This window comes from Rahnella sp. 1L-D-7-B-C2 (assembly GCF_057290995.1).
The window spans coordinates 64,915-89,216 of record NZ_JBXAVQ010000002.1; the positions used below are offsets into that span (position 1 = coordinate 64,915).

Below are 24,302 nucleotides of genomic sequence, written 5' to 3' on the forward strand. Positions count from 1 at the left end.
TAAATTTGTTAGATACCAGTGACAACCTGCCCCCGATAAAAATAAGATGGCAGAAACCTGCCATCTCACTGTTTATTTACAATTACTGGTAAGAAATTGCGTACTGCATAGAAGCCGCAACCGTACCGGCTGTAGCAGCGCCAGTGGCATAGTACCGAGCGGTGTACGTTGCTGTAGCGTCGGTTTCTCCGGCTTGCAATGAAAGGTCGCCATCAGAGGTATATGTTGTATTCAGATCGATGTCTTCACCTTCAGTATCGACAATCTGGACCGTTACATTCTTAGCAGTACCTGTATTTCCCAAAGTACCATTGGTGGTATCAACTAAATTTCCGGCAAATACGGTTTTGATGGTTGTTTCAGTAGCATCTGACCCACTGGTGCCAGTACAACCCGTCACACCCATTTCAAATGTCGTCGCACCAATAACATCACCTGAAGCAGCTAAATCAGAGGTAGATACAGTGGGTAATAGAATAATTGGCGCAGTTTCATTACCGTTGACGGTCAAAGAACACGTTTCATCAGTCACTTCACCCTGAAATGAAATGGTGTTATCAGATACAGCAGAAGCCGTCATTGAATATCCCGCTACCAGCAAACCACAAGCCACCAAAATTTTCTTATTCATGCGTTGTTTCTCCATTAGATTAATTTCCTTCTGACGCAACCCACTTTGAACTGCTTGCCAGAGGTGATAATCATAAAGTCACGACAAGATTCAGCAAACAAATCCACTCAAAACACATAAGTCAGTTTTTAATTCTAAAAAATATGTGCCACCCATCTATTTCATAAAAGAATTGATGTAAAACCGCTTTTATCACAGTGAAATAATCTGCAATTCTCATTAACATCCTGAAAACATATTTCAAACTTACACTTTCTTAACTAGGAATATTCTCAGATTAATTAAACATGCAAAGATAAACTCTGACATTTATATCTATAACCGGTTAGCTAATAAACATTCTGCGGATTATTTATTCAAAGCATTTTAATAGTTAAACGATAAAACGTTTCCAGGCTGATATTAGCGTCATGATTCTGTAAATATTGATATAGAGCAATAATCTGCTTTCTTCGTAATCTACCGTTTTTGCATACCTTTATTTTTCAGCCCTAAAAGCTGAATCCCCCTTTGATCTCCTTTCCGCCTTCAGCGATACTGTTTAAATACACAGCTCATTGGCTTTGTGACAGATAAAAGGGAACATCATGGGAGCATTTACAGGTTTTACGCAGGCTGGACTGACCTTTTTGCAGGAGCTGCGGCAGAACAACGACAAAGAGTGGTTTGAAGAGCACCGCGATATCTATCAGCAGCATCTGCTGGAGCCGATGCGCAAGCTGGTGGAAGACCTGAGTCAGGATATGGTGGTGATTGATGACCTGTTTGAAGTGCGCCCGGCGATTGGTAAGACGATATCCAGAATGCACCGGGATACGCGCTTTTCGAACGACAAGTCGATTTACCGCTGTAACCTCTGGCTGACGTTCAAGCGTTCGCGTAAGAACTGGACCGATGCGCCGACCTATTTCTTCGAGTTCGGGCAGGACTGGTGGCGTTACGGTCTGGGCTATTACAGCGCATCAAGGACCACAATGGATTTGTTTCGCCAGCAGCTGCTGCATAAGCCGGAGGAATTTTTGCAGATGGCGAAATGCATCGAACCGAATTTCACCATTGAAGGTGACAGCTATAAACGCCCTCTGGTGAAAGAGCAGGATCCGGCGCTGGCGGCCTGGTACAACAAGAAGTCTTTTGCGCTGATCAGTGCCCATATGGATATGGATCCGCTGTTCTCGGGCGAGCTGGTGGGGATTTTAAGCAAAGATTTTCATCGCATCTCGCCGCTGTATCACATGCTGATGAAGATTGAAGGGATGAAGAAAAATCAGCTGGCGCTGGGCGAGTAAGGGGGAACAGGGGCACATATGCCCCGTTTATCCATGTCAGGGCAGAACTTTTTCGATCCCCACTGGCTTACCGTATAACCAACCTTGCGCGATAATCTTCGGGTAATGCGCCAGTAAGAAATCTGCCTGATGCTGTTCTTCTATGCCCTCGACAATGATCTTTGAACCAGTCTGGGCGAGCATCTCCAGTATCATTTTGAGCATGCGGAAACTGACCGACTCGATGCCAATTGCATCGGTGAATATTTTGTCGATCTTGATAATGTCGAAAGAGAGCTTGCTCAGATAATCCAAATTAGAATACCCGGTACCGAAATCATCCAGCGCGATGCGATAGCCGTACTCTCTGAGTCGCACCAGCGCATCTTTAAGAAGCCGATGATCCGCCGTTGAACGCTCGGTTATCTCTAATACAATCTGCCTGCGATCAAATCCGCCTTTGTCGATCTCTTCTTCCAGAAAGACTTTGAATTCTGAATCCGTTACATCGGCGGTGGTGATATTAATACTCACGAAGAGTGATTTATTTTCGCGCAGCAGCGGTGACATTTCCCGCAACGTACGGGCGACGACGGAACGGGTTAATCCTTTGATCTGATTAGTAGATTCTGCGAGTTTGATGAACACGTCTGGCGGAATATTATCGCCATTAATATCTTTCCAGCGGGCTAAGGCTTCGTAGCCTATTACCTTACCCGTTTTAATTTCCACAAATGGCTGATAGTTGATATAGATATCATCACAGCTGATGGCCGTTTTAAGTTTATTCTGTAAGGAACGGTTATTTATAAGATATTGCAGAATGGCAAAGGTGAAAATAGCGCCGGCCAGTAGCCCGGTAAGCGTAATAAATACGACGGCAGTGGCAGACAGCGAGAAAAGTCCAATCTGAGTATTTCTGGCCATTACGCAGATATCATATTTTTTGCTGCATTCAGAGAAACTGGCCTGATGCCACCAGGATAAACGCCCCGACCCGCTCACTTCTTTATCCAGACCCGCGGTTTCCCCAAACAGCCTGAACACATGATCGCGCTGGTGGTTTATCAACACTGCGCCAAACCCGTCATAGGGTACATAGATATCGCGAAATGCAGCGGGTGTAGGAAACAGCAGGACGTTCTTAGATTCCATCATGTCGGCAGTAATGCGCGGATCAACCATGCCGCTAAACGACGTCCAGATGCGCTGGCCATAACGGGTAACCGCATCGGGAATTGACAGGGTTACCGGCTCCGGCAATCGTCCGCGCATAGCGGTACATTTTAGCTGACGGTCTTTCGTATAGCCGATATCTGAGATAAACACTGAGGTAAACGCGAGGTAGCGGATCTCATCAAGAAACCGGTCACTACAGGATTCGAAACGTATCGCATTGACATTATTAACCATATTATGCGATTCATCGGCGACTTCCAGCCCGCGCGCCATAATGTGCCGGGCATACAATGCCAAATCGTCCCGGTCATAAGCGGCCACCACCAGATGCGTGCCGCCCAGCGTCACGGCAGTCAGCAGCAAGGTGCTCAGCAGGAAAAACAGTGGTCGGCCAAAAGGATTTGCGGGCTTCATGGGGTACCTGAAATGAAAGTGTTGATGCCGTATTATTGTAAAGTGACTGGCGGATACTCGCTAAATTTACACCCTGCCAGCGCCATCAACTGACTGAATGCCACATTATTAGTGATTTTCAGCTTATCCATAATAGTATGTTTCATCCGGCTAATGCGACGGTAATCAGTTTTCATTTTATCCGCAATATTGGTAATGCTCATCTGCTGGCTAAACATAATAAGCACCTCCCATTCATAGTCACTCAGCATGTCAAAATTATAATTGAGTTTTCTGTCCTCGTAAAAGAGTACGCTGACCATACTTTCCGCATTCAGTATCTGGGCAGCCGAAGCACGGCAGCCATTAACATCGAGTTGTTTCATATAGATAGCATCGGCATTGCTTTGAATGAGCAAGGCTGGAATTTCAATTTCAGTGTGAAGGATAATATCAATAGCGGGGAATTGCGCTTTAAGTTTTCTTAAGAAATCCAGACCTTCGATTATTGAGGTGCTGGCGTCATAGACTTCACTGAAAACCACATCAAGCTTTCTTAATTCGAGCAAAGATTTAAGAGAAACAAAATTATAAAGTGCACCTTCAATAATTATATCGCCCTCTTCTCTTAAGATCTGGGTCATCACATCACTGACCAGCGAAAGAGGCTCCATAATTGCCACTTTTTCTCTTCTCTTCCACGCCATTCTTTATTCCTTACATTGATGAAATCCTCGTTATATTTTATCAACTCGAATTCGAATTTTTGATTTAGAAATAGATTTTAAGATTAGGTCAATAATTACGAAAAAACCAGCGAGAGGGATGAATGTTTCAATTAATGTCAGGTATTTGTATTATTTTAGAATAAAATTCTACCAGGATCCTGACAAAACAGAACTTAAACAAAGTGTTAATAGCACATTAACTAGGAATAATCTCATTTAAATTAAACCAGGAATGGTTTTTGAATGGCAAATTTCGGGTCTGAAAAAATGACCGAGAATATTTCGGTTTCTCGTTGCAGATGCTGCTGCATGGTAGCTTGAGTAATGATCGAGAATATTTCGGTTTCTCATGTGCAGTGATCACTTAACACACCGCGCCGAAACCGCCAAAGAGGGAGGAAGGCGCTATCTCACCATTTTTAAGTTTTCAGTTGGTGGTTTTCTTTTCCTTTTCTGAGCCGGTTAAGTTGTGACCTAAAAAGCTGTGGCCGCGTTCAAAAATCGCGCCAGAGGGAGAGGTGGAAAACCGCGCGGCTTTTGCGCGGGTTGTAACCCGACCGGAGGGCACCGCGCAGCGGCGAGATTTTGCGGTAATAGCTACGGCTTCTGAAACATAGCCCGTCTGCATGGCACGTGTTTTAAAGAGCCCGGGATTCTTAAGGGGGCGGAGATAAGCCCCCCTTAAGGCCAGTTTGGGTGGCAACCCAAGGTCTTGACCCTGAAGTTGTAGCTACAACTGAACCTACCCCGCGGTCGCCCGCCTCGCCTCCGCCACATAGATCTCCCGTAATTTTCCCGTCACTGGCCCCGGCACCCCGCCCCCAATGACTTTCCCGTTCAGGGAAATCACCGGCCATATAAACGTCGTCGCCGAGCTGATAAACACTTCCTGTGCATTCATCGCTTCCTCCAGCGTGAACGGACGTTCCTCAAGCCGGATGTCGTGCTGCTTCGCCAGCGCCAGCAGCGCCTGACGCGTGATCCCATGCAGGATATGCGTGCTCAGCGGGCGGGTGATGAGCCTACCATCAGCATCAACAATCCAGGCATTGCTCGAACTGGCTTCGGTGATAAGTCCGTTTTCGACCAGCAAGGCGTCATCGGCGTCGTGGCGGTGGGCGTACTCTTTGGCCAGACAAGGCGCCAGCAGGCCGACGGTTTTGATATCGCGACGCTGCCAGCGGATATCTTCCACGGAGACCATGCGGATGCCGGTTTTCGATTTCGGGTGATCAATCAGCGGTCGTGCCTGTGTAAACATCAGAAATGTCGGTTTAACACTCTCACCCGGAAAATCAAAATCGCGATCGCCGCTGTTGCCCCGGCTGATTTGCAGGTAAATCGCGCCTTCCTGAAGGCTGTTCTCGGCGATGAGTCGGTTTTGCAGCGCTTCGATGTCTTCCAACTCGCAAGGCAGTCGCAGGTTCAGCGCCTGACAGGAACGTGATAAGCGCGCCAGATGCGCGGCGTTATCCAGCAGGCGACCATTGAGCACGGCGCTGACTTCATACACCGCATCCGCAAATAAGAAACCGCGATCAAATACCGACACCTTCGCATCCTGCTCGGCAACAAACTCCCCGTTGAGGTATACCGTTCTGGTCATGTCATTTTCCTGGCAAAAGTGGAATAGGATTTTTATTAGCAGATATCTTTATAACAGAGGATAAATTGCGTGAATACTGAACCACGGATGTTGACTCAACGCAGGTTTCCCGCACGCCGGGCATAAAAAAACGCTCCGGAGAGCGTTTTCATTGTGCGTTTTCAGGCTCAGAGCAGGCCTTTCTTCTTTTTGTTGCGGATGACCAGCCAGCTGATCAGCCCCATTACCGCACCCATAAATATAAACCAGATACCCAGCAACAGCTGCGGTGCCATTTCGCCCGCCGGCGTGTCAGGGCTGCCGACGATCAGGCCATGGAGTGTGGCAACGACGCCGATTACCAGCAAAATCATGCTGTTGCGTAATAAACGACGGGCTACGGTCATTGGTTGTCTTGGAGTGGCCATCAGTGCGTCCTTGAGCAATAAAATAAAGATAAGGGCGCATCATAGCGCCCTTCTTTTTTATGTCAAAACAGACAGTTCACAATCCGCGATGTCAATCAGCGACGATTACGCACCAGCTGATAGCGGCGGGTGAGATATTCTACCGGTGCGCTCCAGATATGCACTAAGCGGCAGAACGGGAACAGCAGGAATAATGTCATGCCCAGCACCAGATGGACGCGGAAAATAAACGCCACGCCATCGAGATGTTCGGCTGCACCGCCGTGGAAGGTAACAACAGACTGCGCCCAGCCAACCAGTTTCATCATTTCGCTGCCGTCCATATGCTGCGCGGAGAACGGAATGGTGCCGAGCCCCAGCGCGCACTGGATGACCAGCAGCGCGATAATCATGATGTCACCGAAGCTTGAGGTCGAACGCACACGTTCGTTGCTCAGACGACGCCACAGCAGTAAACCACCGCCAATCAGCGTCATCACGCCGCACGCGCCGCCCGCCCACATCGCCATTTGCTGCTTAACCGGTACCGGCAGGAAGGATTCGTACATCCAGTGCGGGGTCAGCATCCCGAAAGCGTGACCGGCAATAATGCCGAGTATACCGACGTGGAACAGCGGTGAAGCGATGCGCAGGATCTTTTTCTCGAGGATCTGGCTGGAACCGGCGCGCCAGCTGTACTGGCCGTAGTCATAACGCAGCCAGCTGCCGACCAGAAAGACCGTGCCGCACAGGTACGGATAAATATTGAAGAAAAAGTTGTTGAGGAAGTCAGTCATTTGCGTGGTTCCCCCGCAGGTGTGTCGTCAAGGTTCAGATACTGTGGCGCAACCGCACCGGCGAAGTGTTTCTGGCGCGCAGCTTCTTCACCACTCGCACAACTTTGTTCGCCGAGGAACTTGATTTGTTCCTCTTCCCACACCGCATCCAGCGCGGCGGGCGTGTCATCGCGTGCTTCCTGTTTGATGCCTTCACGCACTGATTCAGTGACAATGTCACTTCCAGACAACGCGAGCAGCAAATCAAACAATTCGGCGTAATGGCTGTCGCGCTCCTGTAAACGGGCACTGAGCAGCGCAAGGATCGGCGCGATATCACGCAGGCCTTCACGCGCCTGCTGCTCGTCACGGGTGGTCAGATACTCCAGATAAAGCGGCAGGTAATCCGGCAGCTCGCGGCTGTCGATTTCCAAACCGGCTTCGCGGTACTGTTCCATCAAATCCACCATCGCCTGTCCGCGGTCGCGGGATTCGCCGTGAACATGTTCAAACAGCAGCAGCGAGGTGGCACGGCCGCGATCGAACATCGCGGTGTACGCTGACTGGGCATCCAGCAGATCTTTCTGGCAGAACGCCGTAATGTACAGCGCCAGATCAAGGCGCTGTCCGGCGTTCAGTTCCGAAGCTTGGGTTACCGCTTCGAGCAACTCGATCTGGTGCTCCCAAAGGTCTTCAGACGGGTAATCCAGCAGTAATCCGATGAGTCGTAAGCTGTTCATTAGCCTTTCCTTTCGGTTTTCGCGCCGATGTCGATGGCATCAATGCGTTTGCTGTTAAACAGGTTGAATTTAGTGTCGCTGCCGTGGCAACCGTCGCCGAAGCTGAAACCACAGCCTTTGGCTTCCGGGAAGGCTTCGCGAGCCTGTTCGCGGTGGCTGGAAGGCACCACGAAACGGTCTTCGTAGTTAGCAATCGCCAGATAACGGTACATTTCCTGCGCCTGTGCCTGTGACAATCCGACCTGCTCCAGCGCGCTGGTATCCACAACGCCATCGACCGTTTCGGCACGTTTGAAGTGACGCATGGCCAGCATCCGTTTCAGCGCGCGCAGCACCGGTGCGGTGTCGCCTGCGGTCAGCAGGTTCGCCAGATATTCCACCGGAATACGCAGGCTTTCGACGTCCGGCAGCACGCCGCTGTGCGGCAATGCGCCCGCGTCGGCCGCGGACTGAATTGGAGACAGCGGCGGTACGTACCAGACCATCGGCAACGTGCGGTATTCCGGATGCAGCGGCAGCGCCAGTTTCCATTCAATCGCCATTTTATAAACCGGTGACTGACGGGCGGCGTCCATCACTGACAGCGGAATGCCGTCAATTTCAGCCTGCGCGATAACGTCCGGATCGTTCGGATCGAGGAAGATGCTCATCTGGCTTTCATACAGATCTTTGTCGTTTTCGACAGAAGCGGCTTCAGCGATACGGTCGGCGTCATACAGCACCACGCCGAGGTAGCGGATACGGCCGACACAGGTTTCGGAACAGACCGTTGGCTGACCGGCTTCGATGCGCGGATAGCAGAAAATACATTTTTCTGATTTGCCGCTTTTCCAGTTGAAATAGATTTTTTTGTACGGACACCCGGTCAGGCACATGCGCCAGCCGCGGCATTTATCCTGATCGATCAGCACGATGCCGTCTTCGCCGCGTTTATAGATAGCGCCGCTTGGACAGGTCGCCACGCATGCCGGATTCAGGCAGTGTTCACACAGACGCGGCAGATACGCCATGAAGGTGTTTTCGAACTCGCCGTACATCTCTTTTTGCATGTTGGCGAAGTTCTGATCGGCAGAGCGCTTGCTGAACTCAGTACCCAGATCGTCTTCCCAGTTCGGGCCGCCGACAATTTTCTTCATGCGTTTGCCGGTCAGCAGCGAGCGCGGACGTGCCACAGGCTGATGCTTACCGTCTTTGGCGGTATGCAGATGCTGATAGTCAAAATCAAACGGCTCATAATAATCATCGATTTCCGGCATATGCGGGTTGGCGAAGATTTTGTGCAGCAGATTGGCTTTATTACCCATACGCGGCTGCAGCTTGCCGTTGATTTTACGGATCCAGCCGCCCTTCCATTTCTCCTGGTTTTCCCAGTCGTGCGGATAACCCAGACCCGGTTTAGTTTCGACGTTGTTGAACCACGCGTACTCCATCCCTTCGCGGCTGGTCCAGACGTTTTTACAGGTCACAGAACAGGTGTGGCAGCCAATGCATTTGTCGAGATTCAGCACCATGCCGACTTGTGAGCGAATTTTCATTTGGCTTTCTCCTGTGCTTCGTCAGGGAGGACTGCGGCCTGCACGAAGTCGTTGCCTTCATCATCTAACCAGTCGATACGGTTCATTTTGCGCACAATCACGAACTCGTCGCGGTTTGAGCCGACGGTGCCGTAGTAGTTGAAGCCGTAAGACAGCTGCGCGTAGCCGCCGATCATATGGGTCGGTTTCGGGCACACGCGGGTCACGGAGTTATGAATACCGCCGCGCTGTTGGGTGATTTCAGAACCCGGAATGTTCACAATGCGTTCCTGCGCGTGGTACATCATGGTCATCCCCGCCGGTACGCGCTGGCTGACGACCGCACGGGCACTCAGCGAACCGTTGGCGTTGAAGGCTTCGATCCAGTCATTGTCTTCGATGCCCAGTTTTGTCGCATCGTCTTCACTCAGCCAGACAATCGGACCGCCGCGACCTAAGGTCAGCATCAGCAGGTTGTCGCTGTAAGTGGAGTGAATGCCCCATTTCTGGTGTGGCGTCAGGAAGTTCAGCGCCATTTCCGGGTTACCGTTTGGTTTGGCGTTCAGCAGTGGCTGCGCGGCTCGGGTGTCGATTGGCGGACGGTAAACCAGCAGGCTTTCGCCGAAGGCACGCATCCACGCATGGTCCTGATACAGCTGCTGACGGCCAGACAGTGTGCGCCATGGGATTAGCTCATGAACGTTGGTGTAACAGGCGTTGTAGGAAACATGCTCATCTTCCAGACCTGACCAGGTCGGGCTGGAGATAATTTTACGCGGCTGAGCCTGAATATCGCGGAAGCGAATTTTCTCGTCTTCTTTATTCAGTGCCAGATGTGTGTGGTCGCGGCCCGTGTTAGCGCTCAGCGCTGCCCAGGCTTTAACAGCGACCTGACCGTTGGTTTCCGGTGCCAGCGTCAGAATAACTTCGGCAGCATCAATCGCCGTTTCAATACAAGGTCGCCCGATGGCCGCGCCTTCCAGCTTGGTGTAGTTCAGCTTTTTGAGCAGATCGACTTCGCTGTCAGTGTTCCAGTTGATCCCTTTACCACCGTTACCCAGTTTTTCGAGCAACGGTCCTACGGAGGTGAAGCGCTCGTAGGTGTTCGGATAATCGCGTTCGACAACCATCAGATGCGGTGCGGTACGGCCAGGGATCAGATCACACTCGCCTTTTTTCCAGTCTTCCACACCAAATGGTTGCGCCAGTTCGGCAGCGGAATCGTGCTGGATTGGCAGCGTGACAAGGTCAGTTTCCACGCCGAGATGACCGACGCAGACGCGGGAGAACTCTTTGGCGATACCCTTGTAGATTTCCCAGTCGCTTTTGGAATCCCACGCCGGGTCAACGGCGGCGGACAGCGGATGAATAAACGGATGCATATCCGAGGTATTCATATCGTCTTTTTCGTACCAGGTTGCAGTCGGCAGAACGATGTCGGAATAGAGACAGGTGCTGGACATACGGAAATCAAGTGTTACCACCAGATCCAGTTTGCCTTCGCCGCCCTGCGCCTGCCATTCGACTTCCTCCGGCATCACGCCGCCCTGCACGCCCAAATCTTCTCCCTGAATACCGTGTTCGGTACCCAGCAGATACTTGAGCATGTATTCGTGGCCTTTACCGGACGAGCCCAGCAGATTAGAGCGCCAGACGAACAGGTTGCGCGGGAAGTTCTGCGGATTATCCGGTTGTTCGGCGGCGAAGCGCACGCTGCCATCTTTGAGTGCCGCGACGGTGAAATCAGCCGGAGACTGCCCGGCGGCTTTCGCCTGCTCTGCGATATGTAGCGGGTTAACGTTAAGCTGCGGCGCAGACGGCAACCAGCCCATGCGCTCGGCGCGGACGTTGTAGTCGATCATGCTGCCAGTGAATTGGGATTTATCCGCCAGCGGCGACAGCAGTTCCTGCGGCGCGACGGTTTCGTAACGCCACTGACTGGAATGGTTATAGAAGAACGAGGTGCTGTTCATCTGACGCGGCGGACGCTGCCAGTCGAGACCGAAAGCCAGAGGTTGCCAGCCGGTTTGCGGACGCAGTTTTTCCTGACCAACGTAATGAGCCCAGCCGCCGCCGCTCTGACCGACGCAGCCGCAGAACACCAGCATGTTGATCAGGCCACGGTAGTTCATGTCGAGGTGATACCAGTGGTTCATCCCGGCACCCACGATGATCATCGAACGACCGTGGGTTTTGTTGGCGTTATCGGCAAACTCGTGAGCAATGCGCTCGATATTTTGCTGCGATACGCCGGTGATTTTCTCAGCCCAGGCTGGCGTGTAGGCTTTGATTTCGTCAAAGCGTTGCGCGCAGTTTTCATCGTTCAGGCCGCGTTCAATCCCGTAGTTCGCCAGCGTCAGATCGTAAACGCTCGCCACCAGACCGGTGCTGCCGTCAGCCAGCTGCAGGCGTTTCACCGGCAGTTTGTGCATCAGAATTTCTTCCAGTGCCACGCTGTTAAAATGCTCGCTGACCGCGCCGCCGAAGTATGGATACCCGACGTTCACTACATCATCGTGATTACCCAGCAGGCTCAGCTGCAGGCTGACCTCTTTGTGCTCTTTGCCTTCGCGGGATTCGAGATTCCACTGACCTTTCTCGCCCCAGCGGTAACCGATCGAACCTAACGGCGACACCAGTTCACCGGTGTTTTCATCAAAGGCGATGGTTTTCCACTGCGGATTATTTTCCTGACCCAGTTTATCCACCAGATCGGACGCGCGCAGCATACGGCCTGCGGCGTAGGAGCCATCTTCGCGCGGTTCGAGCATGACCAGCATCGGCATGTCGGTATAACGACGCACGTAGTCAGTGAAGTACTGGCTTGGATTGTCGATATGGAAGTTTTTAAGGATCACATGGCCCATGGCCAGCGCCAGCGCGCTGTCAGTACCCTGTTTCGGTGCCAGCCACTGATCGCAAATCTTGGCGATTTCTGCATAGTCCGGGGTGATCGCTACTGTTTTGGTGCCTTTGTAACGTACTTCAGTGAAGAAGTGGGCGTCCGGGGTACGGGTCTGCGGAACGTTGGAACCCCAGGCGATAATATAAGAAGAGTTGTACCAGTCAGCGGATTCAGGTACGTCAGTCTGCTCGCCCCAGGTCTGCGGAGAGGCCGGTGGCAGATCGCAATACCAGTCATAGAAGCTCAGACACACGCCACCGATCAGCGACAGATAGCGCGCGCCGGAGGCATAAGACACCATCGACATCGCAGGTATTGGCGAGAAGCCGATAATGCGATCCGGGCCGAAGGTTTTGGCGGTATAAACGTTGGAGGCCGCGATAAGCTCGTTCACTTCCTGCCAGCTGGAACGTACAAAACCGCCACGTCCGCGTGCGGCTTTATATTCTTTGGCTTTTTCTGGCTGACTGACGATTGAACCCCAGGCATCGACCGGATCGCTGTAGGTCAGTTTGGCTTCGCGCCACAGCTGGATGAGCTTTTTGCGCATCAGCGGATATTTCAGACGGTTGGCGCTGTAGAGATACCAGGAGTAGCTGGCACCACGCGGGCAGCCGCGTGGTTCATGGTTTGGCAGATCCGGACGGGTGCGCGGATAGTCAGTCTGCTGGGTTTCCCAGGTGACCAGACCGTTTTTGACGTAAATCTTCCAGCTGCATGAACCGGTGCAGTTCACACCGTGCGTGGAACGGACCACTTTATCGTGCTGCCAGCGGCTACGGTAGCCGTCTTCCCAGTCACGGTTGGTATTCAGCGTCTGGCCGTGGCCATCAGCGAAGGGTTCAGCTAGCTGTTTGAAATAGCGAAACCGGTCAAGAAACTTGCTCATCCGGGAATCTCCTGTGCAAAGGCCTGTGGCGCTTTGTCGTTATGTGAATGTCGGGGAATTCAATTACATTGCTCACGTTAGCCTCAGGGTATTCACGCGCGTGATGAGTCCCTTTGATTGCGATCAAGTCAGCGCCGTCGTATAAAAATTCACATAACGGCAGTTACCTCCAAAGAGGTATTTAAGAAAATACACATAACGTACTGATTTAGTTTGAATAAATTGCGTTATCCGGGGTTTTTATCGCCAGAGAGGCACAGAGTGGAAAATGAGGGGTATTACAATCGCCAGCCGGTCTGCGTCACAGAAACCGGCTGGGATTATGAGGAGATCAGAGGAAGTCTTTGGCTTTATTGAGCAATGCGGCTTTGGTGATCACGCCCAGCAGACGGCGGGATTGTGCATTTTCCAGCACCGGCAGGCGCTCAAGCGGTGAGTTGCTGAACATCGCCCACGCCTGCTCGTAGCTGGCCTGCTGGAACAGCGTGGTAAACTCCTGTTCGATAAATGCATCAATCGGGTCATCAGACTTCAGGCTGCCGTCAATAATACCGCTGGCCAGCACGTTGGTCGGCACCACGCCGAGGAATCGTTCTTCCCGGTCCACCACATAAACATAGCGCGTACGCTGTTTCAGCCCTTCGCTGACCACCTCGGAGAGCGAGGCGTCGACGTACATTTTCGAGCAAGGCGTCACCAGCGAAGCGACGGTACTGTATTCGAATTCATTCTTCGCGAGGAAACGGGCGTTATGGCGCGTCAGCACCGGATAAGTGCCGCCCTCTTTCAGGCGCGAGGCGACAACGTAAGAAATCGCGGTCGCCAGCATCAGCGGGAACAACAGGGAGCTGTTGAGCGTCATTTCGAACGCCATCATGATCGACATCAGCGGTGCGTGGCTGGTCGCCGCCAGCAGTGCGCTCATGCCGATGGCTGCGTACAATCCGACCGGTCCGGGATCGAATCCCAGCCATTGCAGGCAGGTACACACCAGCGCCCCGCCCGCTGCGCCAATCAGCAGCGACGGCGTAAACAGCCCGCCAACTGCGCCCGAGCCGATGGTTATCGCCGTGGCGACAATTTTTAAAATCAGCAAGACCAGCAGTGACGTCTGCAAATCGCCGTTATTCAAAATGAGATCGATGACTTCAAAACCGTTGCCCAGCACCAGAGGCGAAATCATCGCCACCAGCCCGACACCCAGCCCGCCCAATCCTAACCGCAGAGCCGGATGCGAAATGGGTTTCATCCACTGGCGGACTTTATCAATCGAGGAGATAAACAGCGGCCCGAGGATCCCGGTCGCTGCGCCGATGATCAGTACGGTGATGATCGCGCCAAATGACGGACTAAAGATTGCCCAAGAATAGAGGTACAACGGTGCATAACCCGTCAGCGAGCGGACGGTGAGCACGGCAACTGACGCCGAGATAAACAGCGGGATCAGCCGCTGGACGGCGGTCACGCCAAAAGCGATTTCCGCCACAAATAGCGCACCGGCAAACGGCGCGTGATAGACCGCCGCCAGACCACCCGCCGCGGCCATAGCGATAATATCGGACTGATGGACGTCCTTAAAACGCGAAAAGCGCCCGAGCAGGCTTCCGCTCAGCGCCGAGAGCTGCACCATCGCGCCTTCACGCCCGATCGACCCGCCGCTGGCGATGCTGGCGAGCGACGACAAACCGCGCAGCACTGTGCTGACTACCGGAATGCCCGGCAGCCGCTGATCGATCACATCAAGGTAATCAGGCATTTTACCGTGCTTATCTTCGTGGCGCAGCGCCCACAGCAAAATGAAACCGGCAATAATGCCGCCCGCCGTGGTGATGAGCGGCCAGACCACTCTCGGATATTCATTAAAGGCTTTGGTGATGTCGCTGCCGTCGGTGAACATCAGGCCGTTAATACCGGAAATCGCGCCGCGAAAGGCGATCGTCACCAGTGCAGCGACAATCCCGGCGGGAATAGCGATCAACAGGTTTACCCAGTCACCCTTTTGCAGGGAATCGAATGCTTTCAGGCCCATCAGGTTCTCTTAGTGGAAAAGGTGCTGGCAGGGAGAATAGCATTTTGGCGGGCGTTTCTCATGTCCATGACCGGGGGTGAACCGGAAGAATGCGGTCAGGCAGGAAGGAATTTTTGCAAAAACGAAGATGCACTCTATGCTTCGTGAGCAACAGGTACATTCAAAGGAATTAATATGGTAGTTAAAGGTCTTTCCAAGGGGTTTTTTCTTACGATTTTACTGATCGTAACATTGGCTTTTTTTGATGTTTTACAGCCTTACTATTCATCCGTTTTGTGGGCAATTATTCTGGCCGTGATTTTCAATCCAATGAAAAACCGGCTGAAACAGTATGTGGGCGATCGTAACGGCCTGGTGTCGTTGCTGACGGTGCTGATCATCTGTCTGATTGTCTTCACACCTCTGGCGATCATTGTTTCCTCGCTGGCGATTGAGTTCAACGCGGTCTACACCAAGTTGCAGGGAAATGAAACGCAGCTGCCGATGATTCTGGCGGATGTGATTCATCATCTTCCTCGCTGGGCGCGTCACTTCCTTTCCGACCATGATCTGGACAGCACCACTGAAATCCAGAAAAAACTGTCAGACGTGGCACTTCAGGGTAGCCAGTATCTGGCGGGCAGCGTGTTCGTCATCGGTAAGAGCACCTTCGGTTTTGCTCTCGGTTTCGTCATCATGTTGTACATTTTGTTCTTCCTGATCAAAGACGGCGCGTATCTGGTGAACCTGATCCTGGCCGCTCTGCCGCTGTCGAGCTACGTGAAGCATCACCTGTTTATGAAGTTTGCCGCCGTAGCGCGTGCGACGGTCAAAGGTACGGTGGTGGTAGCGATCGTTCAGGGTGCGCTCGGCGGTCTTGCGTTTTATATCGCCGGTCTCGAAGGCAGTTTACTTTGGGGCGCGCTGATGGCGTTTCTGTCGATCATTCCGGCAGTGGGTTCAGCCATTATCTGGGTACCGGCGGCGATCTACTTCTTCGCCTCCGGCATGCTGTGGAAAGGCATCTTCATCGTGGTGTTCTTCGTGGTGATTATCGGCCTGGTGGACAACATTCTGCGACCGCTGCTGGTCGGAAAAGATACCAAAATGCCAGATTATCTGATTCTTATCAGTACACTGGGCGGGATGGAAGTCTACGGCATTAACGGATTTGTCATCGGTCCGCTGATTGCGGCGCTGTTTATCGCCTGCTGGAATATTCTTTCCGGGCGCGATCACCGCGATAATATTGATGAAATTGACGAAGACTTTATCGAAGAAGGGAAAAATCATCCGGGCGCCTGATAGCCCCCGGTGGTGATTTCACAATGAGCGGCTTAATCCCCGCTCATTTTTTTTGCCTGTAGCAAGCCTAGACTGCCGCGCGCTCCTCACACCACAGTTCGAAGAGTTCCGGGTTCAGCGGTCGGGAGTAGAAATACCCCTGCACTTCATCGCATCCCAGGCCGCGCAAAATATCCACCGTTTCTTCGTTTTCGACCCCCTCCGCCAGCACTTCATAATCCAGCTGTTTGAGTAAACGGATGACGTTTCTGACGATCACCAGACTGCCGTGATCGGTCGAAATCGTACCGACAATCGAACGGTCGAGTTTAATGGTATCCATGGGAATTTTACGCAGTACGTTTATGTTGCTGTAACCCGAGCCGAAATCATCCAGAGAAATACGGAATCCGCGCAGCTTGAGCAGTTCAAGCCCTTCCAGCGCGTCGGGGCTTTCGAGCATTTTCTCGGTTTCGAGACACTCCACGCTGAGTAAAGAAGGCGACAGCGTATGGCTGAGCATTTTCTCTTCCAGCGCGTCGGCAAAACCGGGACGGGAAAAATCACTGGCCGCCAGATTTATCGAGACCGGAACCTGAAAGTTTTTATCGCACCACAGGCTTATCTGTCGGATGGCATGGTCGATAACCCAGTCGGTCAGTTCGCTCATCAGGCTGGTTTTTTGAACCAGCGGAATAAACTGGCCGGGCATGATTTCGCCCAGCAACGGATGCTTCCAGCGGATCAGCGCCTCTGCACCGGTCACGCTGCCGGTCGTCAGGGAGATTTTCGGCTGATAGACCAGATACAGGCCGTTGCCCTCGTGAAGCGCCTTGCGCAACTCGGACAGCAGCTGAAAGTCATTTCTCTTTTTGTTGTCGATTTCGGCGTCGTACGTCATAAAGCGTTTTTTCTGGCTGATCGCCTCGTGCAAGGCACTCACCGCGCGGCGCAGAATTTCAGCAGGGATCAGCTCATGCGAATACTCTCCGGAATCGCCAATGTGAATATCCAGATTAAGGGGGATCTGGCTGTTGAGACTGGCCTGCGTGCCTTTAAGCGCGTCGGCGATGGCCTCAAGCGTCCTGGACTCGCTGTCTTTAAGCAGGAAGGCGAAACGTCCGACCGCCACCGCATATAACAATCCATCCAGATTAAGTTTGGCTTTCAGCTTGAGCGCCATATCCTGCAACAGGCTTTCCACCGCACCCATGCCAAGAGACCGGGCAACCTCGTAGGCAAAAGCGATATCAATGCAGTCGATAATCACCAGCGTGTTGTCAGCACCGTTCAGGTAGGACATATCGCGCAGTAGTCTCTGACGGTTGGGCAGCAGCGTCACGATATCGACATACCCGACGGCGTGCCACGTTTCCAAAAACACCGAGACCAGATCGGCGATTTTCTCGAACGTTTCGATATCTTCCGCAGAGAATTCGCGCGCCTGATTGTCCAGAAGGCACAGCGTTCCGACGATCACCCCTTCACGGGTTCTGAGCGGGCAACCTCCGTAGAAACGGATAAACGGCGCTTCATGCACCAGCCGGTAGTGACTGAACATATCATCCTGCAAGGTATCGTTGCAGATTAGGGTCTGTTCGCTGCGCACGGTATGCGCACAAAAGGCATCGGTGAGGCTGGTTTCAGTAAAGGGCACGTTTTGGGCGGATTTAACAAACTGTTTTTCGTCATCAAGGACGGAGACAAAACACATCGGCACGTTGAGTAAGCGGCAGGCGAGAAAAGTGTATTTTCTCAGCGTATCATCGCGGCCTCTGTCATCTGCTTTAAGAGCATCGATCGCCGCATGCCTTTTTGCTTCATTGTTACTTAGATTGGTCAGCATGGTTACACTCTTAAAATCAGAAAATTTTCTTAATAAAATTCTTATACCTTTTCATCGCATTTTCAGGTTCTTCAGTATCAATGCGCTATTACAGGTATAAAAGCCGTTAATTTTATTTAATTCAGCCGGGAAACTGTTAAAAAAGATAAATCTTTGTGCCTGCCGCAGGCAGTTTTGCAAGGTTAGCGAATAACGATAAAATAACAAAGAAAATGCTGAAAAACTCACATTTCGCGCGTTGTGAGGCCTTGCCCTCATCCATCTCGTGGATATTCTGTTTTAGTCTGTGCTAGCCTGCTGGGGGAAATCTGCCGTCGCGGGCGAAGACATTCAGCAGGCTGGCACGCAGACTCTTCAAAGTTTTATTTAACCAATTGATTAACTATCAGATTATCTGAATATCACAGACAGTCGTTGAACCGGGCGAAGAATTAACGAGCGGGTAATACTTCTCTATCTGTAGGAGCCACACAAATGAAAAACATTATTTTAAGCATGATCGCGAAGATCTCCCGGATGGAAGCAGACGCCAAGCAACTCACCGCGCAGGTGGAGGCTCAGTCCCTTCTTCTTAGTGCACTGTTTTTAACCGTTGGGAAAAACGGCGGTCCGCAGGAAATTATCGAGAGCGTCAATAAAGCCATCAACTCAGTGCTCGATTCGGACGATGATTCCATGAAATCGGATGCGACACTTTTATTCGAGCAATTTCAGGCCATTATTTCAACCACGCGCTTAATCGATCAGGCTGACCCGGAGTTGAATGCCGATACCCTGAACGCAATCAACGGTAAAGGCCCGGACGCTGTAGCAGAATCATAACAGCGGGATAACAAATGCCGGACGCGTTTGGGCTCTGCCTTCGGAAAAGTCCTGTAATGCTGTCTGAAAAGTGCAATGACGGAAATTCCCGACTACGCTTTAAGTCTGCAAACAAAGGAGAATACGATGTCATCACAAGATTATGATAAAGACCTGAACAAAGACGCAAACCGCCTGGCTGATAAAGTTGAAAACAAAGCCAATGAGTTCGCCGGTGAAGCCCAGAAGCAGTTTGGTAACTTCGTTGATTCTCCGAAGCACCAGATTGAAGGCGCAGCACGTAAGCTCTCCGGACAGGCAAGCGAAGCCCTCTCGGGCGTGGCTGACAAGGTGAAAGATAACCCGCTGTCAGGCCTGATTGCCGCAGGTGCCATTGGTGTTGTGCTGGGCTTGTTGCTCGGCCGTAAGTAACACACCTTTTGAGGATTGGGTGACCGGTTCTTAGAAACAAAAAATCCGGAACTTATGGTTCCGGATTTTTTTTGGGATTTTTTGACTGACTGAGAGGGAATTACTTCGCCCAGCTCGGCTTGTTGAGGATGTGATCCTGCCAGTCTTCCACGTCATCTTCGCGCACAGCGATGTAACGTACGGAAATTTGCGCGGTATGCATCGCAGATTTCGAGGCTTTGTTCAGCAGCGGATGCCACGGGAACAGCGGTTTGCCTTCACCAATCAGACGATAGGCGCAGGTCGGCGGCAGCCAGTCGAAGGTGGTCAGATTTTCACGGGTCAGTTTGATGCAGTCCTCTTCGAGCGTAAAACGGCGCTCGTAGTTGCGGCACTGACAGGATTTGATATTGAGCTGATTGCAGGCAACGTTGGTGAAGTAGATTTCTTCGGTATCTTCATCAATCAGTTTGTGCAGGCAACATTGTCCGCAACCGTCGCACAATGCTTCCCATTCTTCGTTGGTCATTTCAGGCAGCGTCTTTTCCTGCCAAAAAGCGGGTTCAGTCATAGTGTGCATCCGGTAGAAGTAAAATGAGGGTGCTTATATAGACGCTTTGGCCGGCAGATGCAAGCAAAGCCGCCGGAAACCAGCTCCGGCGAAGAGGTACTTTGTTTTAAATCACTCAGTGGCGCGTCTCAGATCACTCGCGTAGTAACTTGCTTACCATTAAGTGTAGCTAAGATTTCATCTCCCGCCTTTAGCGGGCCAACGCCGTGCGGTGTGCCGGTAAGAATGATGTCACCGGCGCGCAGTGTAAAAAAGCGGCTCATGTAAGCAATGAGCGGCAGAATGGGCGTCAGCATGTCGCGGGTATTACCTTCCTGACGGGTTTCGCCGTTGATCAGTAAGCACAGCCCGGTCTGCTGCGCATCACCAAATTCACTCACCGGGATAAAACCGCTGACAGGACAGGATCCATCGAAACCCTTGGCCTTTTCCCACGGCTGACCGGCAGCTTTGAACTGCGTCTGCAAATCGCGCAGCGTCAAATCCAGCGCCAGACCGTATCCGGCAATGGCATTGGCGACGCGGTCTTCCGTCGCCTGTTTCAATGGCGTGCCGATAAGCACCGCCAGTTCCACTTCGTGATGTACCGTGCCGAGACCCGTGGGCAATGCGATAGGCTGGCGGATATCGCACAGCGCCGTTTCCGGTTTGATAAATATCACCGGTTCGGCAGATACCTGGCTGCCCATCTCTTTAATGTGATCGGCGTAGTTATTGCCGACACACACCACTTTATTCACTGGAAAATCCAGTAACGCGCCCTGCCAGTCCCGGTGTTGGTACATAACGTCACTCCTTAGTGAAAAGTCGTTAGCCGCTGAACGGATTATGCGGCGCAGGTGCCAGCGGTGCGGACGGCGTTGCAGGCGATGGTGATGGTGTTGCTGGTGTAAGTTCGCCAGTCGGCGCCGGAGCCTGTCCCTGCGCGGCCATAATGCCGTCAGCCATCATACCGATGCTCAGTGCGAAATACGTTGAACGATTCCAGTGCATGATCGTGCGGAAATTGTCGTAAACCAGGAACGCGCGCCCCTGCACATCATCTGGCGTGATGATCCACGCACGGGTTGCCGTCGAGGCCAGCGGGCTGCCATCTGCCTGAGTAACACCCTGTTGCTGCCAGTAACTGGCGGGGTGCATCTGGTTATTTTTCAGGCCTGCCTGGGCGGCATCAAAGTTAGCGGGAAGTTTAACTTCCTGACCCCAGCCCTGATTGCCCTTCCAGCCTTCTTTAGATAAGTAATTTGCCGTGGAGGCAAACACGTCGTCAGTGTTTTTCCAGATATCGATTTTGCCGTCGCCGTTGCCGTCAGCGCCGTAGTTAAGATACGAGCTCGGCATGAACTGCGATTGTCCCATCGCACCCGCCCACGAGCCTTTCATCATATCGCCGGAGGCATGGCCGGAATCGACGATTTTAAGCGCGGACATAAATTCTTTGGTGAAGAAAGCTTCGCGGCGGCCTTCGAAGGCCAGCGTCGCCAGCGCTGAGAACACATCCTCTTTACCCTGAATTTTACCGAAGCTGCTTTCCATCCCCCACAGGGCGACGATGTACTGCGGCTGCACACCATAGCGATCGCTCGCCTGTTGCAACGCAGGCAGATTGTTGCGGTACTGTTCCTGACCGGCTTTAATTTTCCACTCAGGCAGAACGCGGGTCAGGTAATCATCAAGGGTGATTTTCTTTTCGAGCTGATTGCGGTCGGAACTGATGACGCGATCGACGAAATGAATAGTAGCGAAGGTACTGTCAATGGTTTGCTGGCTGATGCCCTGCGCACGCGCCTGAGCCTTAAGCTGTTCTACGTATGCCGGAAACTCTGCCGGATCCCTACCCTGTTCAGCCAGAGAGGTTTTAGCGGGCGCAGCAGTGGGTGCAGTAGCAGGTGCCTGGGCAGCAGCGGCTGGCGGTGTTGCGGGTTGCCCGGAGGTTGCTTTCTGTGCTGCGCAACCGCTGAGGATAATCAGGGGCGTTAAGACTGCCAGTGCCGACAATTTCATCAAACTCTTCCTTTTGACATTCAAAAAATGATTCATCGCTGTAACCTTAGATACTACAACGATGAATGCAAGTTAAGACGTCGGAAAGTTCGGGAAATGGCGTAACAAATGTCAGGAACGCGTTATTTATTGCTGTCACTCAGGTGAGTGTTCAATAAACTTTCAACCGGCGGTGGCACTTGCAGATAATAACCTTGTTCTTCGAGTGCCTGTCGTACTTTGGCAATATCGGCAGTAGCTAATTTTTCGCGGGTCGCCAGATTTAGCATCATTGAAAACTGTGGCACGCCAAAACCTTTGAGTAATTCTTCAGGCACGCGAGAGAAATCGTCTTTTTTTTCTACATAAAGATATGTCTGGTCACGTTTAGTACTTCGATAGATCACACAATACATTTTTTTAACTCTATTAAATTGAAACGGTGGCTTGCCTAGATATAACTGTAACTATACCATGCTTAACGTACATCGGAATATCGCCCCCCGAGTGGTATTCCGGGGATTTAGAGTTGCAAAGACTGAGTCAGGATAGATGTCACAATCGCCAATAGAACTAAAAGGCAGCAGTTTTACCTTATCGGTTGTTCATTTACACAGTTCACAACCTGAGGTTATTTATCAGGCATTACAGGAAAAAGTGGAGCAAGCGCCCGCCTTTTTGAAAAATGCCCCTGTTGTTATCAACGTTGCCTCACTGAGTGGTGAAGCAAACTGGAAAGACATTCAACAGGCTGTCGCTTCTGCAGGCTTTCGCGTTGTTGGCATCAGTGGTTGCAAAGACGAAAAGCAAAAACGCGCACTTTCCCGCACCGGTCTCCCGTTGCTGAGTGAAGGCCGTGCACAGCGTATCGCCGCCGAGCCGCCTGTTCCTGTCGTGCCCGACAATGCCCCGGCCAAAACCCGCATTGTCAGTACTCCGGTCAGATCCGGACAACAAATTTATGCCCGTAACAGCGACCTCATTGTGACGAGCAGCGTCAGCGCAGGTGCGGAACTGATTGCCGATGGCAACATCCACATCTACGGCATGATGCGAGGAAGAGCGCTGGCCGGTGCCGCCGGTGATGCAAACTGTCAGATTTTTTGCACACACCTCGGCGCAGAGTTAGTCTCTATCGCAGGGCAATACTGGTTGAGTGACCAAATCCCGGCCGATTATCTCGGTCAGGCCGCGCGCCTCAGCCTGATAAATAACGTGTTAACCATACAACCTTTAAACTAAGCCCTTTTGACAAGGAATCCATTCATGGCACGCATCATAGTTGTTACATCGGGTAAAGGGGGCGTTGGCAAGACCACTTCAAGCGCGGCCATCGCTACCGGTTTAGCTCAAAAAGGCAAGAAAACTGTTGTTATCGATTTCGATATTGGTTTACGTAACCTCGACCTGATCATGGGCTGTGAACGCCGCGTGGTCTACGATTTCGTTAACGTGATCCAGGGTGACGCCACGCTGAATCAGGCACTTATCAAAGATAAGCGCACCGATAACCTGTTCATTCTGCCGGCTTCGCAAACGCGTGACAAAGACGCGCTGACCCACGAAGGCGTAGAAAAAATTCTTAATGATTTAAACGAAATGCAGTTCGACTTCGTGGTGTGCGATTCTCCTGCGGGCATCGAAACCGGCGCGCTGATGGCCCTGTATTTTGCCGATGAGGCGATTATCACCACTAACCCGGAAGTCTCTTCAGTTCGTGACTCCGACCGCATTTTGGGCATTTTGTCTTCAAAATCTCGTCGTGCGGAAAAAGGCTTAGAGCCTATCAAAGAACATCTGCTTCTCACTCGCTATAACCCGGGCCGCGTAAGCCGTGGCGATATGCTGAGCATGGAAGACGTGCTGGAAATCCTGCGTATTCCACTGCTGGGCGTGATCCCTGAAGACCAGTCAGTCCTGCGTGCGTCCAACCAGGGCGAGCCGGTGATCCTGGATCAGGAATCCGATGCGGGTAAAGCGTACGATGACACCGTCAGCCGTTTGCTTGGTGAAGAACGTGCGTTCCGTTTTATTGAGGAAGAGAAGAAGAGTTTCCTGAAACGCCTTTTTGGGGGATAAACCATGGCCTTGTTAGATTTCTTTCTGTCCCGTAAAAAGCCGACAGCCAATATAGCCAAGGAACGGCTACAGATCATCGTAGCAGAGCGACGTCGGGGGGACAGCGAGCCCTCCTACTTGCCTGACCTGAAGCGCGACATTTTAGCGGTGATCTGTAAGTATATTAAGATTGACCCTGAAATGTTGCAGGTTCAGTTCGAGCAAAAAGGTGACGATATCTCCGTACTGGAGCTTAACGTCACCCTGCCGGAATCGGAAGAAACGCCTAAATGACAGCAGTTGATTTGCCTGTTTTGATGGTTTT

At 51.9% G+C, this 24,302-nt stretch carries 22 protein-coding genes; 7 read left to right on the plus strand and 15 right to left on the minus strand.

What is annotated here, in order from left to right:
- Positions 1 to 82: 82 nt before the first annotated feature.
- Positions 83 to 631 carry a fimbrial protein gene (locus AC0Z7K_RS03845; protein ID WP_485613378.1) on the minus strand — a complete coding sequence of 183 codons (549 nt, stop codon included), beginning with the start codon at positions 629 to 631 and terminating at the stop codon, positions 83 to 85.
- A 584-nt stretch (positions 632 to 1,215) separates the two neighbouring features.
- Between AC0Z7K_RS03845 and AC0Z7K_RS03850 the strand changes: the two genes are divergently transcribed.
- Positions 1,216 to 1,920 carry a DUF2461 domain-containing protein gene (locus tag AC0Z7K_RS03850; RefSeq protein ID WP_485613380.1) on the plus strand — a complete coding sequence of 235 codons (705 nt, stop codon included), beginning with the start codon at positions 1,216 to 1,218 and terminating at the stop codon, positions 1,918 to 1,920.
- A 36-nt stretch (positions 1,921 to 1,956) separates the two neighbouring features.
- On the opposite strand, the gene AC0Z7K_RS03855 is transcribed toward AC0Z7K_RS03850, so the two are convergent.
- The 9 genes from AC0Z7K_RS03855 to AC0Z7K_RS03895 all read right to left on the minus strand — a co-directional run bounded on the left by AC0Z7K_RS03855 (position 1,957) and on the right by AC0Z7K_RS03895 (position 15,044).
- Positions 1,957 to 3,492 carry an EAL domain-containing protein gene (locus tag AC0Z7K_RS03855; protein ID WP_485612952.1) on the minus strand — a complete coding sequence of 512 codons (1,536 nt, stop codon included), beginning with the start codon at positions 3,490 to 3,492 and terminating at the stop codon, positions 1,957 to 1,959.
- A gap of 32 nt (positions 3,493 to 3,524) precedes the next feature.
- Entirely contained in the window at positions 3,525 to 4,178 is a 654-nt protein-coding gene (locus tag AC0Z7K_RS03860) for a response regulator transcription factor (protein ID WP_485612953.1), read from the minus strand.
- A 763-nt stretch (positions 4,179 to 4,941) separates the two neighbouring features.
- Positions 4,942 to 5,805, minus strand: coding sequence for a D-amino-acid transaminase (locus AC0Z7K_RS03865; RefSeq protein WP_485612955.1), 864 nt, complete (start codon positions 5,803 to 5,805; stop codon positions 4,942 to 4,944).
- A 167-nt stretch (positions 5,806 to 5,972) separates the two neighbouring features.
- Positions 5,973 to 6,212 (minus strand): hypothetical protein, encoded by a 240-nt coding sequence (locus AC0Z7K_RS03870; RefSeq protein WP_112168948.1) that lies wholly within the window; start codon positions 6,210 to 6,212, stop codon positions 5,973 to 5,975.
- A gap of 95 nt (positions 6,213 to 6,307) precedes the next feature.
- Positions 6,308 to 6,988, minus strand: a complete 681-nt coding sequence (gene narI / locus AC0Z7K_RS03875) for a respiratory nitrate reductase subunit gamma (protein WP_413529556.1) — start codon at positions 6,986 to 6,988, stop codon at positions 6,308 to 6,310.
- On the minus strand, positions 6,985 to 7,707 hold the full coding sequence (gene narJ / locus AC0Z7K_RS03880; protein ID WP_485612958.1) for a nitrate reductase molybdenum cofactor assembly chaperone: 723 nt from the start codon (positions 7,705 to 7,707) through the stop codon (positions 6,985 to 6,987). Before narJ ends, narI begins: the two co-directional genes overlap by 4 nt.
- Entirely contained in the window at positions 7,707 to 9,242 is a 1,536-nt protein-coding gene (narH, locus tag AC0Z7K_RS03885; RefSeq protein ID WP_485612960.1) for a nitrate reductase subunit beta, read from the minus strand. The genes narJ and narH overlap by 1 nt, the downstream gene beginning before the upstream one ends.
- Complete coding sequence (locus tag AC0Z7K_RS03890) at positions 9,239 to 13,015, minus strand: nitrate reductase subunit alpha (protein WP_485612962.1); 3,777 nt, start codon at positions 13,013 to 13,015, stop codon at positions 9,239 to 9,241. Before AC0Z7K_RS03890 ends, narH begins: the two co-directional genes overlap by 4 nt.
- Positions 13,016 to 13,346: 331 nt before the next feature.
- Positions 13,347 to 15,044 (minus strand): chloride channel protein, encoded by a 1,698-nt coding sequence (locus AC0Z7K_RS03895; RefSeq protein ID WP_485612964.1) that lies wholly within the window; start codon positions 15,042 to 15,044, stop codon positions 13,347 to 13,349.
- Between the two features lie 174 nt (positions 15,045 to 15,218).
- Between AC0Z7K_RS03895 and AC0Z7K_RS03900 the strand changes: the two genes are divergently transcribed.
- Positions 15,219 to 16,328, plus strand: a complete 1,110-nt coding sequence (locus AC0Z7K_RS03900; protein WP_413529561.1) for an AI-2E family transporter — start codon at positions 15,219 to 15,221, stop codon at positions 16,326 to 16,328.
- A gap of 67 nt (positions 16,329 to 16,395) precedes the next feature.
- Here AC0Z7K_RS03900 and AC0Z7K_RS03905 read toward each other — a convergent pair whose 3' ends face one another.
- A complete protein-coding gene (locus tag AC0Z7K_RS03905; RefSeq protein ID WP_485612966.1) occupies positions 16,396 to 18,153 on the minus strand; it encodes a sensor domain-containing diguanylate cyclase in 1,758 nt (585 codons plus the stop codon).
- A gap of 474 nt (positions 18,154 to 18,627) precedes the next feature.
- Here AC0Z7K_RS03905 and iraP point away from each other — a divergent pair, with 474 nt between their 5' ends.
- Positions 18,628 to 18,975 carry an anti-adapter protein IraP gene (gene iraP, locus AC0Z7K_RS03910; protein WP_413529563.1) on the plus strand — a complete coding sequence of 116 codons (348 nt, stop codon included), beginning with the start codon at positions 18,628 to 18,630 and terminating at the stop codon, positions 18,973 to 18,975.
- Between the two features lie 126 nt (positions 18,976 to 19,101).
- Positions 19,102 to 19,386 carry an ElaB/YgaM/YqjD family protein gene (locus AC0Z7K_RS03915; protein WP_056770122.1) on the plus strand — a complete coding sequence of 95 codons (285 nt, stop codon included), beginning with the start codon at positions 19,102 to 19,104 and terminating at the stop codon, positions 19,384 to 19,386.
- Between the two features lie 100 nt (positions 19,387 to 19,486).
- On the opposite strand, the gene AC0Z7K_RS03920 is transcribed toward AC0Z7K_RS03915, so the two are convergent.
- The 4 genes from AC0Z7K_RS03920 to AC0Z7K_RS03935 form a co-directional block, all read right to left on the minus strand.
- Positions 19,487 to 19,936: a YcgN family cysteine cluster protein gene (locus AC0Z7K_RS03920; protein ID WP_112168957.1), complete on the minus strand. Its 450-nt coding sequence runs from the start codon at positions 19,934 to 19,936 to the stop codon at positions 19,487 to 19,489.
- A 128-nt stretch (positions 19,937 to 20,064) separates the two neighbouring features.
- Positions 20,065 to 20,721 carry a fumarylacetoacetate hydrolase family protein gene (locus tag AC0Z7K_RS03925; protein WP_485612970.1) on the minus strand — a complete coding sequence of 219 codons (657 nt, stop codon included), beginning with the start codon at positions 20,719 to 20,721 and terminating at the stop codon, positions 20,065 to 20,067.
- Positions 20,722 to 20,746: 25 nt separating this feature from the next.
- Entirely contained in the window at positions 20,747 to 21,940 is a 1,194-nt protein-coding gene (locus AC0Z7K_RS03930) for a lytic murein transglycosylase (protein ID WP_485612972.1), read from the minus strand.
- Positions 21,941 to 22,062: 122 nt separating this feature from the next.
- Positions 22,063 to 22,335: a YcgL domain-containing protein gene (locus AC0Z7K_RS03935; protein WP_413529566.1), complete on the minus strand. Its 273-nt coding sequence runs from the start codon at positions 22,333 to 22,335 to the stop codon at positions 22,063 to 22,065.
- A gap of 136 nt (positions 22,336 to 22,471) precedes the next feature.
- Between AC0Z7K_RS03935 and minC the strand changes: the two genes are divergently transcribed.
- The 3 genes from minC to minE are packed head-to-tail and all read left to right on the plus strand — an operon-like array spanning position 22,472 to position 24,271.
- Positions 22,472 to 23,161: a septum site-determining protein MinC gene (gene minC, locus AC0Z7K_RS03940; protein WP_112168961.1), complete on the plus strand. Its 690-nt coding sequence runs from the start codon at positions 22,472 to 22,474 to the stop codon at positions 23,159 to 23,161.
- Between the two features lie 24 nt (positions 23,162 to 23,185).
- Positions 23,186 to 23,998, plus strand: a complete 813-nt coding sequence (gene minD / locus AC0Z7K_RS03945) for a septum site-determining protein MinD (RefSeq protein WP_056770068.1) — start codon at positions 23,186 to 23,188, stop codon at positions 23,996 to 23,998.
- 3 nt (positions 23,999 to 24,001) lie between these two features.
- Complete coding sequence (gene minE / locus AC0Z7K_RS03950) at positions 24,002 to 24,271, plus strand: cell division topological specificity factor MinE (protein ID WP_056770062.1); 270 nt, start codon at positions 24,002 to 24,004, stop codon at positions 24,269 to 24,271.
- The last annotated feature ends 31 nt before the right edge of the window (positions 24,272 to 24,302 follow it).

Bases quoted from the DNA above. Each gene is read 5' to 3' on its own strand.
- AC0Z7K_RS03855 (WP_485612952.1), bottom strand. From the start codon at position 3,492: ATGAAGCCCGCAAATCCTTTTGGCCGACCACTGTTTTTCCTGCTGAGC.
- AC0Z7K_RS03915 (WP_056770122.1), top strand. From the start codon at position 19,102: ATGTCATCACAAGATTATGATAAAGACCTGAACAAAGACGCAAACCGC.
- AC0Z7K_RS03930 (WP_485612972.1), bottom strand. From the start codon at position 21,940: ATGAAATTGTCGGCACTGGCAGTCTTAACGCCCCTGATTATCCTCAGC.
- AC0Z7K_RS03895 (WP_485612964.1), bottom strand. From the start codon at position 15,044: ATGGGCCTGAAAGCATTCGATTCCCTGCAAAAGGGTGACTGGGTAAAC.
- narI (WP_413529556.1), bottom strand. From the start codon at position 6,988: ATGACTGACTTCCTCAACAACTTTTTCTTCAATATTTATCCGTACCTG.
- narH (WP_485612960.1), bottom strand. From the start codon at position 9,242: ATGAAAATTCGCTCACAAGTCGGCATGGTGCTGAATCTCGACAAATGC.
- AC0Z7K_RS03905 (WP_485612966.1), bottom strand. From the start codon at position 18,153: ATGCTGACCAATCTAAGTAACAATGAAGCAAAAAGGCATGCGGCGATC.
- AC0Z7K_RS03870 (WP_112168948.1), bottom strand. From the start codon at position 6,212: ATGGCCACTCCAAGACAACCAATGACCGTAGCCCGTCGTTTATTACGC.
- AC0Z7K_RS03935 (WP_413529566.1), bottom strand. From the start codon at position 22,335: ATGTATTGTGTGATCTATCGAAGTACTAAACGTGACCAGACATATCTT.
- iraP (WP_413529563.1), top strand. From the start codon at position 18,628: ATGAAAAACATTATTTTAAGCATGATCGCGAAGATCTCCCGGATGGAA.
- AC0Z7K_RS03925 (WP_485612970.1), bottom strand. From the start codon at position 20,721: ATGTACCAACACCGGGACTGGCAGGGCGCGTTACTGGATTTTCCAGTG.
- AC0Z7K_RS03860 (WP_485612953.1), bottom strand. From the start codon at position 4,178: ATGGCGTGGAAGAGAAGAGAAAAAGTGGCAATTATGGAGCCTCTTTCG.
- minC (WP_112168961.1), top strand. From the start codon at position 22,472: ATGTCACAATCGCCAATAGAACTAAAAGGCAGCAGTTTTACCTTATCG.
- AC0Z7K_RS03845 (WP_485613378.1), bottom strand. From the start codon at position 631: ATGAATAAGAAAATTTTGGTGGCTTGTGGTTTGCTGGTAGCGGGATAT.
- AC0Z7K_RS03900 (WP_413529561.1), top strand. From the start codon at position 15,219: ATGGTAGTTAAAGGTCTTTCCAAGGGGTTTTTTCTTACGATTTTACTG.
- narJ (WP_485612958.1), bottom strand. From the start codon at position 7,707: ATGAACAGCTTACGACTCATCGGATTACTGCTGGATTACCCGTCTGAA.
- AC0Z7K_RS03890 (WP_485612962.1), bottom strand. From the start codon at position 13,015: ATGAGCAAGTTTCTTGACCGGTTTCGCTATTTCAAACAGCTAGCTGAA.
- AC0Z7K_RS03920 (WP_112168957.1), bottom strand. From the start codon at position 19,936: ATGACTGAACCCGCTTTTTGGCAGGAAAAGACGCTGCCTGAAATGACC.
- minE (WP_056770062.1), top strand. From the start codon at position 24,002: ATGGCCTTGTTAGATTTCTTTCTGTCCCGTAAAAAGCCGACAGCCAAT.
- minD (WP_056770068.1), top strand. From the start codon at position 23,186: ATGGCACGCATCATAGTTGTTACATCGGGTAAAGGGGGCGTTGGCAAG.
- AC0Z7K_RS03865 (WP_485612955.1), bottom strand. From the start codon at position 5,805: ATGACCAGAACGGTATACCTCAACGGGGAGTTTGTTGCCGAGCAGGAT.